This window comes from Stutzerimonas stutzeri (assembly GCF_018138085.1).
Taxonomy (GTDB): Bacteria; Pseudomonadota; Gammaproteobacteria; order Pseudomonadales; family Pseudomonadaceae; genus Stutzerimonas; species Stutzerimonas stutzeri_AI.
Window position 1 is genome coordinate 1,967,058 of record NZ_CP073105.1, and the last position, 12,874, is coordinate 1,979,931.

The window sequence follows — 12,874 nt, forward strand, 5'->3', positions numbered from 1 at the left end:
ATGCCAAGCGCTTTTGCGCGTCGCGATCAGGTACTTGTAAGTTTCGATCATTGAGCCTGTCGCGGCGGCTGTTTATCTTCGCTGCACAACGACCACGGCCCCAAGCGGCGTGGCGATTCTACCGTTGGCTACCGGTCAACCACCCGTGCCGCCTGATCGAGGAATGAACATGACTGCTTTTCCGCACCTTCTGGCTCCGTTGGACCTGGGCTTCACCACGTTGCGCAATCGCACCTTGATGGGCTCGATGCACACAGGCCTCGAGGAGATGCCCAACGGCTTCGAGCGAATGGCCGCGTTTTTCGCCGAACGTGCCCGGGGCGGTGTCGGCCTGATCGTCACCGGTGGGGTTGGACCGAACGAGGAAGGTTGCGTGCGCGCGGGAGCGGCCAAGCTGTCGACCCCAGAGGAAGCTGAAGAGCATAAGGTGGTCACCCAGGCTGTCCACGAGGCGGGCGGCAAGATCTGTATGCAGATCCTGCACGCAGGGCGTTATGCCTACAGCCCTCAGCTGATCGCTCCGAGCGCCATCCAGGCGCCGATCAACCCGTTCACCCCGCGCGAGCTGGACGAAGATGGCATCGAAAAGCAGATCCGTGACTTCGCCACCTGCGCGAGCCTGGCGCAGCAGGCCGGCTACGACGGCGTCGAAATCATGGGTTCGGAAGGTTATTTCATCAACCAGTTCCTGGTCGCTCACACCAACCACCGTACGGACCGTTGGGGTGGCAGCTACGAGAATCGTATGCGTCTGCCCGTCGAGATCGTGCGCCGCGTGCGCGAAGCGGTCGGTCCGAACTTCATCATCATCTATCGCTTGTCGATGCTCGATCTGATCGAGGGCGGCAGTACCTGGGACGAAGTGGTGATGCTGGCCAAGGCCATCGAGCAGGCCGGAGCCACCTTGATCAATACCGGCATAGGCTGGCACGAGGCGCGCATCCCGACTATCGCCACCAAGGTGCCGCGCGCGGCCTTCACCAAGGTCACCGCCAAGCTGCGCGGTCAGGTTGGCATTCCGCTGGTGACCACCAACCGAATCAATACCCCCGAGATAGCCGAGCAGGTACTGGCGGAAGGCGACGCCGATATGGTCTCGATGGCGCGACCGTTCCTTGCCGATCCGGATTTCGTCAACAAGGCGGCAGCTGACCGCAGCGATACCATCAACACCTGCATCGGATGCAATCAGGCCTGCCTGGACCATACGTTCAGCGGCAAGCTGACCACCTGCCTGGTCAATCCGCGCGCTTGCTACGAAACCGAGCTCAACTACATCCCGACCGCAGCGGTGAAGAAGATCGCCGTCGTGGGTGCCGGTCCGGCTGGGCTGTCCGCGGCTACGGTTGCAGCTGAACGGGGCCATCAGGTCACCTTGTTCGACTCGGCCAGCGAGATCGGTGGCCAGTTCAATGTCGCCAAGCGAGTGCCCGGCAAGGAAGAGTTCTACGAAACCTTGCGCTATTTCGGCAGCAAACTGGAGAGCACCGGCGTAGACGTACGGCTGAACACCCGTGTCGATGCCAAGGATCTGCTGGCCGGCGGCTACGACGAAATCATCCTGGCGACCGGCATCGCACCGCGGACGCCGGAGATCCCCGGTATCGAGCATCCGATGGTGATCGGTTATCTCGATGCGATCCTGCAACGCAAGCCGGTCGGGCAACGCGTCGCGGTGATCGGCGCTGGCGGCATCGGCTTCGACGTATCGGAGTTCATCACGCATCAGGGCGAGTCGACCAGCCTCGACCGCGAAGCTTTCTGGAAGGAATGGGGTATCGATCTCGGACTCGAGGCGCGCGGCGGCATCGCCGGCATCCAGCCGGCGCCGCACGCACCGGCGCGTCAGGTTTATCTGTTACAGCGCAAGAAGTCCAAGGTCGGCAACGGTTTGGGCAAGACCACCGGCTGGATTCACCGCACCGGGCTGAAGAACAAGCAGGTGCAGATGATCAGTGCGGTGGACTATCTGAAGGTGGATGACCAGGGCCTGCATATCCGCGTTGCCGAGGGCGAGCCGCAAGTATTGCCGGTCGACACGGTGATCGTCTGTGCCGGTCAGGATCCGCTGCGTGAATTGCAGGCCGAACTCGAGGCGGCGGGCGCCAGTGTGCACCTGATCGGCGGGGCTGATGTTGCTGCCGAACTGGATGCCAAGCGCGCCATCAACCAGGGCTCTCGCCTCGCCGCCGCTCTGTGAGTGACAGGCCGCAGCGGAAAACCTGACGACTCCGCTGCGGCCTTCGAGTCGTCGCCGCTGACATCGCTTCGATGTGTTCTAAAAACTGCGAAGCGGGTCAGGTACCCGCGGTGCGGTGAAGGCCGCGTTGCTATCCGCTTACCCAGTCGTTCGCTGTTTACCTAGCCTGTTCGGAATTCTCTTGAGGAGTTGCGCATGAACCTTGATCGCTCGTTACAGCAGCCTGCCGCAGCCACCCTGCAACGCTGGCATCGGATGATCCAGGCCAGAGACCTTGGCCAATTGGCCGAGCTGCTGCACCCGCACGCCGTCTTTCGCTCGCCGATGGCCTTCAAGCCCTATGAGGGGGCAACGGCGGTCAACCTCATCCTCAACACCGTGCTGACCGTCTTCGAAGACTTCGTCTATCACCGCGAACTGGCCAGTGCCGATGGATCGAACGTGGTGTTGGAGTTCAGCGCACGGGTCGGGGATCGACAGCTCAAGGGGATCGACATGATCCGCTTCGATGACGCCGGCTTGATCGTCGACTTCGAAGTCATGGTGCGGCCAATGAGCGGGCTGCAGGCGCTGGGTGAGGAGATGGGCAGGCGGCTGGCGCCTCAGCTTGCCGCGTTGAAGTCCTGACCGGCCTGGCGTCGCTGCCTGAACTCGCGAGCGAGGCGCCGATTCGCTGCCAACCCAGTCACAACGCCGGCTGCGATTTTTCCCCTAAACTGTGCCCGCAACAACTAGCAGCGCCGGAGCGGGCGTTGTCTCGGAACTAGTCGCTGGTCGTTCAGGCCGCTGAGGGTGCACGCATGCAGATCAAACCGCAGACGGTCGAGGCCGTACTGTTCTTCAATGACGGCGGTGTCTGCAAAGAAATGCTCTACCCCGAGTTCGAGGCAGTGCTTGACGGCATGGTGAGCATGCCCGAATTCGCTGACCAACAGATGCGCGTCGTGTACGTCCTGATCAACACCCGCTTGCAGATTCGCGCGGCGGTGTTCTTCTTTCTCGATTTCAATGAAGACGGTTCAGCGGACAGCGGCTGGAATATCCCGCTGCGCAATCTGGCCGAGCGCACCGGGCGTGGTCCCGACCTGGGCGCGGGGCCCATTCGTCTGGCGTGCCGCAGCCAGTGCCCGGTGTCCTGGTATCAAATGCACCTCTGGGACCCGGAGCTCACGCAAGGCCAGAACCATCTCGTCATGCTGCGTGACCGCATCAAGCGCAACCAGTTGGGCCTGCTGGTCGAGGAAGATACGCCGCAGGCGGTGCCGGCCGAGCGTTTGCAGATGGTCGCCGAGGATGCCTGGTATGCGGCCGACTCAGCCACGCAGACCAGCATTCGGCGGGCCGAAACGCTCGAGCAGGAACAGCGGCTCAAGGCGGCCCAACTGATCAAGCAGCAACGATTGCGTATCGCCAGCCTCGAACAACAGCGCGAAGCGGACATAAGCCGGCTGCGCGAGCTGGCTGCGCAGCAACAGGCCAAGCTACTGGATGAGATAGCCCAGCTGCGTCAGGAGCTACTCGAGAAGGAGGGGCTCGTCGAACGACTGCAGGTCCAGTTGCACGAGCAGGCGGAAGGTTTCCAGAAGAATCGTGAAGAGATGAGCCGCCAGCTGCGGGCGCTAGAGCAGAACGGTCGCGCTGAAGCGGATGCCGCACGCGCGCAGTTCGATGAGGAATTGCGGCGACAAATCGCAGCGGCGGTAGCCGAGTACAAGGAGCAGGTGTCGATCCGGGATGTCGAGTTGGCCTACCGCAACGAACTGGACAGCCAGCTGCAGGATGAGATTGAACAGCTGCGAGCGCGATGCGAAACCCTGGCCGAGCAGAGTGGCGACCGGGTACTGGAGCGCCTTTGCGCGCTGGGCGTGGCGTTCATGGCCTACCACCCCGGTGCCGGACACCTGACTATCCCATTGGCGGACATCACCCGCTACCGGCACAATCCGCTGGCCTATGCGGCGGCCAAGTGCGCCGTGTCAGAGGAGCAGTACAAGCAGTGGGTCGAGCACTATCAGCAGCCGGTCTGCATCGCCACGCTATCGAGCGGCGAGCGCTGCAACATGCCGTTGGACAAGGTGGAGACGCCTGCTCGCTTCGTCCTCGGTGAATCCAATTGCTGCGCCAGGCATCGGTCGCAGGAGCGGCTGCGTACGGGGAGCTGAAGCGCTTGCCCGAGATTGCAGAGCTGATTTCGGCGTTGCGACCGGCGCCGCTGCAGCCGATTGAACTGCCCTGGCTACAGCAAGCGGGCGTGCAGCTTGCCGTGCTGCGTCTGGATCTGGTCGATCCTGAACTATCCGGCAACAAGTGGTTCAAGCTCTGCTGGCACCTGCGTGAAGCACAGGCGCGAGGCGCGCCAGGGCTGATCAGCCTCGGTGGTCCGCATTCGAATCATCTTCACGCATTGGCGGCGGCTGCCCGGCGCGTCGGGCTCGCCAGCGTCGGCCTGCTGCGTGGACATCCGCAGCGCACCGAGACGGTGGATGACCTGCAGGCGTCCGGGATGCAACTGCACTGGCTCGGCTACGGTGGCTACCGCGAACGATACCAGCCGGATTTCTTCGATCATTGGCGCGACTGTTATCCCGGCTATTACTGCATACCCGAAGGAGGCGGCGGCCTGGCGGGCGCCATGGGCTGCGCGCCACTGGTCTCGCATGTACGCGACCAGCTCGGCGCGCTTGGCTGGGACGATCACGACGGCTGGTGGCTGGCGACGGGAACCGGTACCACGTTGGCCGGCTTGGTGATCGGTGAGGCGGAGCAGGGCGGGAGAAGGGTGCATGGGGCGCTGGCCGGGCCTCCCTCCCATGGCGTTGCCGAGCACGTCGACCGGTTGCTAAACGAAGCTGGGGTCGGCAGTGGCAATTACCAGCTGATCGATGCGAGCCGGGATGGCTTCGGCCGGTTCGACAGGTTGCTCGCTCGTTTCATGCTCGATACCGAGTGCGCAACCGGCATGCCCCTAGAACCCGTCTATACCGCGAAAGCTATGATGGCATTGCGCCTTCATGTCGAGGGCGGTTATGTTGCCGCTGGCACGCGGCTCATCTTCGTGCACACCGGTGGCTTGCAAGGTCGGCGGGCTGCTCGGAGGCAGCTGGACGAGCTGCTGCGCTGACCACCGTACTGGAAAAGACCGGATGACCAAGCCGTTGCTTCCCGATCAGTTGCGTAGCCTGATCCCTCTCAATTCGCTTTCGCCTCGCCAACTGCGTTCCCTTCGTGAGCAACTGGTTCCGAGGCCGCTCTTGGCCGGTGATCTGTTGTTCGACAGTGAAGCGGCCACCGGATCCAGCTATTTTCTGCTCGCCGGGACGCTGCAGATGTGCAGCACCGAGGGTGAGCTGCGTCGGTTGGCCGCCGGCTCACCGGAGAGTTGCCATGCGTTCGCAGCCGGTGGCCGCCTGTCCCAGGTTCGGGCTTTGGAAGACTCCAGCGTGCTGATGGTCGACAGCGCCCAGCTGAATCGCCTGTTGGCGTGGCATCAGGCCCATGCCGATCTGCTGCTGACATTGTCCAGCGACGGCGAGCTGAGCGACTGGCTGGAAGAGCTGCTGGAGAACCCGCTGTTCGCCAAGGTGCCGTCGGAAAATGTGCGGAACATGTTGGCAAAGCTCGAGCCGATCGAGCTGGCTGCCGGCCATGTATTGCTCCGCGAGGGGGAGGCCGGTGACTGCTGTTACTTCATCCAGAGAGGCGGCGTGCAAATCATGGTCGGCCTGGGCAGCGAACGGCAGATGGTGGCCGAGTTGGGCGTCGGTGCCTGCTTCGGCGAAGAGGCATTGCTGACCGACCATCCACGCAACGCCACGGTTACCTTGCTCGAGGATTCCTGTGTGCTGCGTCTGGCAAGGCAAGATTTCCTCGACCTGCTGAAGGCGCCAGTGGTCGCCGAATTGGACCTGGCGCAAGCGAACGCGTTGATCGCCCAAGGCGCCCAGTGGCTGGATGTTCGGCTACTGGACGAGTATCAGCGCGGGCATGCGCTGGAAGCCCTGAACATGCCGTTGCACCTGCTGCGTCTGAAATCGCGCTTGCTGGATCGGAACCGCCTTTACCTGTGCTACTGCGACAGCGGCAAGCGCAGCGCCAATGCGGTGTTCATCCTGACGCAGCTGGGGTTCACCGCCTGTTCGCTGCGCCATGGCGTCGATGCGCTTTCGGCGGAGCATTATGCCGCCTTGCTCTGCGGGCAGGGCCGTGGCTACCTGGCCCGCTCCGGTGGGCGCACCGAGCGCAGCGGCTGAGGTCGCGAGCCGCGAGACTCACAGCGGCGCCGCGAACACCCAGCCCGCCGCGCCGCCAACCAGTACGACCAGCCAGGGTGGGCATTTCCATATGGTCAGTGCGGCCAGGGCGATCAGCGCCAAAGCGAAATCGGCCGGGCCAAATATGGCACTGGTCCAGACCGGGTCATACAACGCCGCCAGCAGCAGACCGACCACTGCCGCGTTCACACCCGCCAGTGCTGCCTGCATACGGACGTTCGTTCGTAACCGGTCCCAGAACGGCATGACGCCGAACACCAGCAGAAAGGACGGGATGAATGCCGAGACGAGGCAGACGGCTGCGCCTAGCAGGCGGGCTCCCCCGTCGTACATCGACCCACCGAGAAACGCGGAAAAGGTGAACAGCGGCCCTGGTACGGCCTGCGCGGCGCCGTAGCCGGCAAGAAAGGTATCGTTGCTGACCCAGCCATTCGGTACGACCTCTGCCTGGAGCAGCGGCAGCACCACATGGCCGCCACCGAACACCAGCGCCCCGGTGCGGTAGAAGGTATCGACCAGCGCCAACCAGTTGCTGGTCGAGGCAGCGGCCAGTATCGGTAGCAGGATCAGCAGGCTGACGAACAGGATCAGGAACAACGTGGCGATCGAACGGCCACGGGTCGGTTGGGGCGGCTCTGACGCCTCCTTCATCGGGGGATTGAAAACCAGCAGTCCGATCGAGCCAGCCAGCGCGATGATCCCGAGCTGCATCCACGGACCGGACACGAGCAGCATCGTGCACGCGGCAAGCAGGGCGATGGACTTGCGTGTGGGGTCGGTGCAAAGGTTCTGTGCCATGCCCCAAACCGCCTGCGCCACCACCGCGACCGCGACGATCTTCAAGCCGTGCAGGAAACCATCTGGTACAGCCTCGCCCCAGCGGGAAATACCCAAGGCGAACAGCGTCAACGCGACGGCCGAGGGTAGTGTGAAACCCGCCCAGGCGCATACCGAGCCACGATAGCCGCCGCGCAGCAGGCCAACGGCGATTCCGACCTGGCTGCTGGCCGGGCCGGGCAGGAACTGACAGAGCGCGACCAGATCTGCATAACGGGCTTCGTCCAGCCAGCGACGACGGTGGACGAACTCTTCACGGAAGTAACCGAGGTGAGCTACCGGCCCGCCGAAGGAGGTCAACCCCAGGCGCAAGAACACCAGGAAGATGGCCCATGCACTGACGGGTTGCTGATGATCCGAATCGAATGGTGCTGATGGCATCGTTGGGTCGCTTGGGTTGTCCGGCTTGGCGCTGCTGGCGCGACAGTATGCCGTGTGCATGACAATCTGACGCGCAAGCCTTAACAGTGTCACGAAGGCCAAGAGTCGGGCACGACGAACAAGCGTTCGCATTCGACCCAGCGCCGGTCGCGACCGCGCTCGAGGCGGGCCAGGAGTCTGGCCTGTCCGGTACCGGCTTGGGCTAACCAGCGCGCCACGTCCTCGTCCGGCCAGCGCTGGCTGTCGTCCAGTTGCGCGGGCGCCAGCCAGGCCTGTCGGGGAAGGGGATGCCAGTGCGCTGCGGCAAGGGCCGCCGCCGAGTGCAGCCATTCGCCATGACGCAGCCAGCGACCGCCGAGATGCAACGGGTTTGCGCCTGCGGGAAGCTCGCAGCCGGTCGACCACGGTTGAAACAGATAACCGCCAAGCCACAGGGCACTATCGATTTCCAGGCACGTCAGCTCGCAGAGTACCGCCTTAGCGGGCTCACTCGCCGGCAGATGCAGCTGGTGTTCGCAGAGACGCTTGAGCTTGATGTCCAGCCGGTCCTGGCTGCCGGGGCCGAGCCAATGGTCATGCTTGCGGCACTCGCCGGTTTCCAGGCCCAAGTAGAATTTCACCGCCAGCTCGATGTGATGCACGCCTTCGGCGTCGTGCAGGATCAGATCCAGCTCCCCGAGTGTGCAGCCCTCCCGGCGGATCGCCAGGTTGGCGACCACCAGCTCGACGTCCGGTGCCTGACCCAGTGCGAATTGCCAGAGCCGCTCGTAATACAACCCCAGCCGGCGATTGCTGTACTGCGCCAGCCAGGCCTGGAGAACGCTGGGCTGGCTATCGTGCCAGAGTAGCCAGTCGGCCAGCTCGCCGGGGCGAGATAGCCAGCGGCTGGCCGCCAAGGGGTGCCGTTGCGGCGCTGGCGCATCGCTCAGTAGGGGCGGAGACAGCAACGCCCAGGCGAGATCGCGCACCTGCGGGTGCTGCAGTCGTGGCATCAGTTCGGCAAGACAAGGCAGGTTCATGCAACAAGCATAGCCGGGATGGTTTGCTGCCACTTCCGGCTTTCCTCCATAATCCCGCCGCATCGCAACGGGGCTCCGCTTGGAGCCGGTGTTGAACTCAAACGCGCCCGCGCGACACCAATCTAGTGCCTGTTACGCTCCGGCCGGCCCATGAATCGCCTGCACGCCGCTCGTTTCCAGTCACGCTATCAGGGAGCTTCAATGGATCAGTTCCGCAATATCGGCATCATTGGTCGCCTGGGTAGTTCTCAGGTGCTCGATACCATTCGCCGACTGAAGCGATTCCTCGTAGAGCGCCATCTGCACGTGATCCTCGAAGAAAACATAGCCGAGGTACTGCCCGGCCATGGCATGCAGACTTCGTCGCGGCAGCGGCTGGGTGATTCATGCGATCTGGTGATCGTGGTCGGCGGCGATGGCAGCATGCTTGGCGCGGCAAGGGCTCTGGCCAAGCATCGGGTTCCGGTGCTGGGCATCAACCGCGGGAGCCTGGGCTTCCTCACCGATATCCGTCCCGACGAGCTGGAGGAGAAAGTAGCCGAGGTGCTCAGCGGGCAGTACACGCTTGAGAACCGCTTCCTGCTCGAGGCACAGGTACGGCGTTTCGAGGAGTCCATCGGTGCCGGCGACGCGCTCAATGACGTGGTACTGCACCCCGGCAAGTCCACGCGAATGATCGAATTCGAGCTGTATATCGATGGGCAGTTCGTCTGCAGCCAGAAGGCCGACGGCCTGATTATCGCCACGCCCACCGGTTCCACCGCCTATTCGCTCTCGGCGGGCGGGCCGATCATGCATCCGCGCCTGGACGCCATCGTGGTCGTGCCGATGTATCCGCACACCCTGTCCAGCCGGCCCATCGTGGTGGATGGCAATAGTGAGCTGAAAATCGTGGTTTCGCCGAACATGCAGATCTATCCGCAGGTTTCCTGTGACGGCCAGAACCATTTCACCTGTGCGCCGGGCGACACCGTCACGGTGCGCAAGAAGCCGCAGAAGCTGCACCTGATTCACCCGCTTGACCACAATTATTACGAGGTCTGTCGTACCAAGCTTGGCTGGGGCAGTCGCCTCGGTGGAGGCGAATAGTGATCGTCGACCCGGAGCGCAGCTACGACCTCATCGGGGACGTGCACGGTTGTGCCCATACGCTGACGCACCTGCTGGACCAGCTCGGCTATCGCCGCCATGCGGGTGTCTGGACGCATGCCAGGCGGCAGGTGATCTTTCTCGGCGACATCATCGACCGCGGACCACGCATTCGCGAAGCGTTGCACCTGGTGCACGACATGGTCGAGGCGGGGCAGGCCCATTGCATCATGGGCAATCATGAATTCAATGCGCTGGGTTGGTTTACGCCGGCGCCGCCCGAAAGCGGCAAGGCCTTTGTTCGTGATCACACGCCGCGCTACGAAATGCTGCTGCGGCAGACCTTCGAGCAGTTCGAGCGGTATGCGGATGAATGGCAGGCGTTCCTCGCCTGGTTCATGGAGCTGCCGCTGTTTCTGGAAAACGAACGCTTCCGCGTCGTACATGCGTGCTGGGACAACAGCGTCATCGATCGGCTGCGCCAGCGCCTGAGTGAAGGCCGGCTGGATGCGGATTTTCTGCGTGAAGCCGCCTTCGCCGATGCATTCGCCGCCAAGGCACTGGATCGGTTGTTGCGCGGCACCGACATGCCGCTGCCCGCCGGGCTGACGCTGACCAGTGCCGAGGGGTTCACCCGTAATTTCTTCCGGACCAAATTCTGGGAAGAAAACCCCAGAACCTATGGTGACGTGGTGTTCCAGCCCGACGGGCTACCCGAGCAGGCGGCACGTCTACCGCTCAGTGAAAGCCAGAAGAGCCGGCTGTTCCTGTACGGTCCCGATGATCCGCTGCTGTTTGTCGGGCATTACTGGCGCAGCGGGGTGCCGACGCCGATTCGCCACAACCTGGCATGCCTGGACTACAGCGCGGTGAAATACGGCAAGCTGGTAGCGTACCGGCTCGACCGGGAAACCAGACTCGACCCGGCGAAATTCGTCTGGGTGAACGTGGAGCGTTGAATGGCCGTAGTCGAGGCGTTTCGCCTGCCGTTGTCAGAGGATCTGAGTGGTTTCATCGCCTTGCTGCGGCGATTGCGCGTGCCCTGCAGGGTTTCCGAGGAGGCGGGCGAGCAAGTGCTGCGGGTGCCGGCGGAAACCGTCGAGCAGGTCCGAGAGCTTTATCAGCGCTATCCGCAAGGCGACGGGATGGTCGTGGCCGAGCAACCGGCGCGGCGCGGCGGTGGCTTCTTCGCAAGCCTGCGGCGCAGCCCGCTTACCGCTGCGGTGTTGTTGCTGACATTCATCGTCGCTGCCATCACGCTGCTTGGCGGAAACTTCGAAACCATTCGCTGGTTCAGCTTTACCGATTTCCGTATCGACGGCGACTACGCCTATTTCGCGACACTCGAGCAGACCCTGAGCGAAGGCCAGTGGTGGCGGATGATCACGCCGATTTTCGTGCATTTCGGCTTGCTTCACCTGGCGATGAATTCCATGTGGTACTGGGAGCTCGGCCGGCGTATCGAGCAACGCCAGGGTGCGTCGATGCTGCTCGGCCTGACGCTGCTCTTCGGCGTGATTTCGAATCTTTCACAGTATGCTTTTGGCGGCCCGGGCATCTTCGGCGGCCTGTCTGGCGTGCTCTTTGGTCTGCTGGGCCACTGCTGGTTGTTCCAGAAGGTCTCGCCGAACGAGGCATACCGTCTGCCGCCAGGTGTTGTGGTGCTGATGCTGGTCTGGCTGGTCATCTGCCTGACGGGCGTCGTCGACGTGGTGAGCTTCGGCACGCTGGCCATCGCCAACGCGGCGCATGTCGGCGGGCTGGTGGCAGGATGCATTACGGGTGTTGTTGGCGGAATGCTGGCGCGTCGGGCATAGCTGTCTGGCTACAGGCTACAGGCTACAGGCTACAGGCAAGAGCAATGCTTAGCCCGCAGCCTGAAGCTTGCGGCCTTCAACCGCTTCTTCCGTTAGAATGTGCGCTTGTTCTCCGGGAGCCGGCCATGTCGTCCTTTATCGAAGCCATCGAAAACATCACCCCCGAAATTTACGAAAACCTGAAAACCGCCGTCGAGCTGGGCAAGTGGAACGACGGTCGCAAGCTGACGCCCGAACAGAAGGAAACCTGCCTCGGTGCGATGATCGCCTGGGAAATGAAGAACCTTCCCGAGGAGCAGCGCACCGGCTACATGGGCGGTCAGGAATGCGCCTCCAAGAGCAAGAGCCAGGCGCCGATCGATACCAGCCTGTTCTCCCCGGCTTCAGGAACCCGGCACTGATGCTCGAACTCGGACGCGGCGCCCTCAGCAAAATGTCGATCCAGCTGGGCGCACCGGCGCAGTACTCCTTCCGTTTGAACGACGAGCTGGTAGCGGTCAACCCGCTGATCGGCAAGACCCTGCGGCTGGAGTACCTCGGTGCCATCCACTGCACCCACTGCGGGCGCAAGACCAACAAGAGTTTCAGCCAGGGCTATTGCTATCCCTGCTTCAAGAAGCTGCCGCAGTGCGACGTCTGCATCATGAGCCCGGAAAAATGCCACCACGATTTCGGTACCTGCCGCGATCCACAGTGGGGTATGGACTTCTGCATGACCGACCATGTCGTCTACCTGGCCAACTCATCGGGCATCAAGGTCGGCATTACCCGCGCCACACAGCTGCCCACCCGTTGGCTCGATCAGGGCGCCAGCCAGGCGCTGCCTATCATGCGTGTTGCCACGCGCCAGCAGTCCGGCATGGTCGAAGATCTGCTGCGCAGCCAGGTGGCCGACCGCACCAACTGGCGCGCGCTGCTCAAGGGCGATGCCGAGCCCATCGATCTCATCGCTACGCGCGAGCAGATTTTCGACGCCTGCGCCGAAGGCCTGCGGGAATTGCAGCAGCGCTACGGGTTACAGGCGATCCAGCCGGTGGCCGATGCCGAGGTGCTCGAGATCCGTTACCCGGTCGAGGCCTATCCGACCAAGATCGTCAGCCTGGACATGGAGAAGACCCCCATCGTCGAAGGCACCCTGCGCGGCATCAAGGGTCAATACCTGATACTCGATACCGGGGTGATCAATATCCGCAAGTTCACCGCTTATCAGGTTGCCGCCAGCGCCGCGGCGTAGGGTGGCCAACCGCGCAGCCTTGTCCG

The 12,874-nt window shown here is 63.0% G+C and carries 12 protein-coding genes; 10 read left to right on the top strand and 2 right to left on the bottom strand.

Annotated features, from left to right (window positions below; translation table 11 throughout):
- Nucleotides 1–169: 169 nt before the first annotated feature.
- The 5 genes from KCX70_RS09190 to KCX70_RS09210 all read left to right on the top strand — a co-directional run bounded on the left by KCX70_RS09190 (nt 170) and on the right by KCX70_RS09210 (nt 6,450).
- Entirely contained in the window at nt 170–2,200 is a 2,031-nt protein-coding gene (locus KCX70_RS09190; protein WP_212619985.1) for an NADPH-dependent 2,4-dienoyl-CoA reductase, read from the top strand.
- 195 nt (nt 2,201–2,395) lie between these two features.
- Nucleotides 2,396–2,827, top strand: a complete 432-nt coding sequence (locus KCX70_RS09195; protein WP_102846072.1) for a nuclear transport factor 2 family protein — start codon at nt 2,396–2,398, stop codon at nt 2,825–2,827.
- Between the two features lie 173 nt (nt 2,828–3,000).
- Nucleotides 3,001–4,362 carry a chromosome partitioning protein ParA gene (locus KCX70_RS09200; RefSeq protein WP_102846071.1) on the top strand — a complete coding sequence of 454 codons (1,362 nt, stop codon included), beginning with the start codon at nt 3,001–3,003 and terminating at the stop codon, nt 4,360–4,362.
- A 5-nt stretch (nt 4,363–4,367) separates the two neighbouring features.
- On the top strand, nt 4,368–5,321 hold the full coding sequence (locus tag KCX70_RS09205) for a 1-aminocyclopropane-1-carboxylate deaminase/D-cysteine desulfhydrase (protein WP_392603844.1): 954 nt from the start codon (nt 4,368–4,370) through the stop codon (nt 5,319–5,321).
- Nucleotides 5,322–5,343: 22 nt separating this feature from the next.
- Nucleotides 5,344–6,450: a cyclic nucleotide-binding domain-containing protein gene (locus tag KCX70_RS09210; RefSeq protein ID WP_212619986.1), complete on the top strand. Its 1,107-nt coding sequence runs from the start codon at nt 5,344–5,346 to the stop codon at nt 6,448–6,450.
- An 18-nt stretch (nt 6,451–6,468) separates the two neighbouring features.
- Here the strand turns inward: KCX70_RS09210 and chrA are convergent, their stop codons facing one another.
- Together chrA and KCX70_RS09220 are read right to left on the bottom strand one after the other, a co-directional pair.
- Complete coding sequence (gene chrA, locus KCX70_RS09215; RefSeq protein WP_212619987.1) at nt 6,469–7,689, bottom strand: chromate efflux transporter; 1,221 nt, start codon at nt 7,687–7,689, stop codon at nt 6,469–6,471.
- A gap of 89 nt (nt 7,690–7,778) precedes the next feature.
- A complete protein-coding gene (locus KCX70_RS09220) occupies nt 7,779–8,708 on the bottom strand; it encodes a DUF1853 family protein (RefSeq protein ID WP_212619988.1) in 930 nt (309 codons plus the stop codon).
- Between the two features lie 201 nt (nt 8,709–8,909).
- Between KCX70_RS09220 and KCX70_RS09225 the strand changes: the two genes are divergently transcribed.
- The 5 genes from KCX70_RS09225 to KCX70_RS09245 all read left to right on the top strand — a co-directional run bounded on the left by KCX70_RS09225 (nt 8,910) and on the right by KCX70_RS09245 (nt 12,848).
- Entirely contained in the window at nt 8,910–9,797 is an 888-nt protein-coding gene (locus KCX70_RS09225) for an NAD(+) kinase (protein ID WP_021207492.1), read from the top strand.
- The gene (locus KCX70_RS09230) at nt 9,797–10,756 is read left to right on the top strand and encodes a metallophosphoesterase (protein WP_212619989.1); all 960 of its coding nucleotides are present in this window, start codon (nt 9,797–9,799) and stop codon (nt 10,754–10,756) included. Before KCX70_RS09225 ends, KCX70_RS09230 begins: the two co-directional genes overlap by 1 nt.
- Entirely contained in the window at nt 10,757–11,614 is an 858-nt protein-coding gene (locus KCX70_RS09235; protein WP_212619990.1) for a rhomboid family intramembrane serine protease, read from the top strand. It abuts the gene before it with no gap.
- Between the two features lie 125 nt (nt 11,615–11,739).
- Entirely contained in the window at nt 11,740–12,015 is a 276-nt protein-coding gene (locus tag KCX70_RS09240) for a YeaC family protein (RefSeq protein ID WP_021207489.1), read from the top strand.
- Nucleotides 12,015–12,848 (top strand): DUF2797 domain-containing protein, encoded by an 834-nt coding sequence (locus KCX70_RS09245; RefSeq protein ID WP_021207488.1) that lies wholly within the window; start codon nt 12,015–12,017, stop codon nt 12,846–12,848. Before KCX70_RS09240 ends, KCX70_RS09245 begins: the two co-directional genes overlap by 1 nt.
- Nucleotides 12,849–12,874 lie beyond the last annotated feature (26 nt).

Coding starts and splice junctions, on each gene's coding strand:
- chrA (WP_212619987.1), bottom strand. CDS start 7,689: ATGCCATCAGCACCATTCGATTCGGATCATCAGCAACCCGTCAGTGCA.
- KCX70_RS09190 (WP_212619985.1), top strand. CDS start 170: ATGACTGCTTTTCCGCACCTTCTGGCTCCGTTGGACCTGGGCTTCACC.
- KCX70_RS09210 (WP_212619986.1), top strand. CDS start 5,344: ATGACCAAGCCGTTGCTTCCCGATCAGTTGCGTAGCCTGATCCCTCTC.
- KCX70_RS09225 (WP_021207492.1), top strand. CDS start 8,910: ATGGATCAGTTCCGCAATATCGGCATCATTGGTCGCCTGGGTAGTTCT.
- KCX70_RS09240 (WP_021207489.1), top strand. CDS start 11,740: ATGTCGTCCTTTATCGAAGCCATCGAAAACATCACCCCCGAAATTTAC.
- KCX70_RS09245 (WP_021207488.1), top strand. CDS start 12,015: ATGCTCGAACTCGGACGCGGCGCCCTCAGCAAAATGTCGATCCAGCTG.
- KCX70_RS09220 (WP_212619988.1), bottom strand. CDS start 8,708: ATGAACCTGCCTTGTCTTGCCGAACTGATGCCACGACTGCAGCACCCG.
- KCX70_RS09200 (WP_102846071.1), top strand. CDS start 3,001: ATGCAGATCAAACCGCAGACGGTCGAGGCCGTACTGTTCTTCAATGAC.
- KCX70_RS09195 (WP_102846072.1), top strand. CDS start 2,396: ATGAACCTTGATCGCTCGTTACAGCAGCCTGCCGCAGCCACCCTGCAA.
- KCX70_RS09235 (WP_212619990.1), top strand. CDS start 10,757: ATGGCCGTAGTCGAGGCGTTTCGCCTGCCGTTGTCAGAGGATCTGAGT.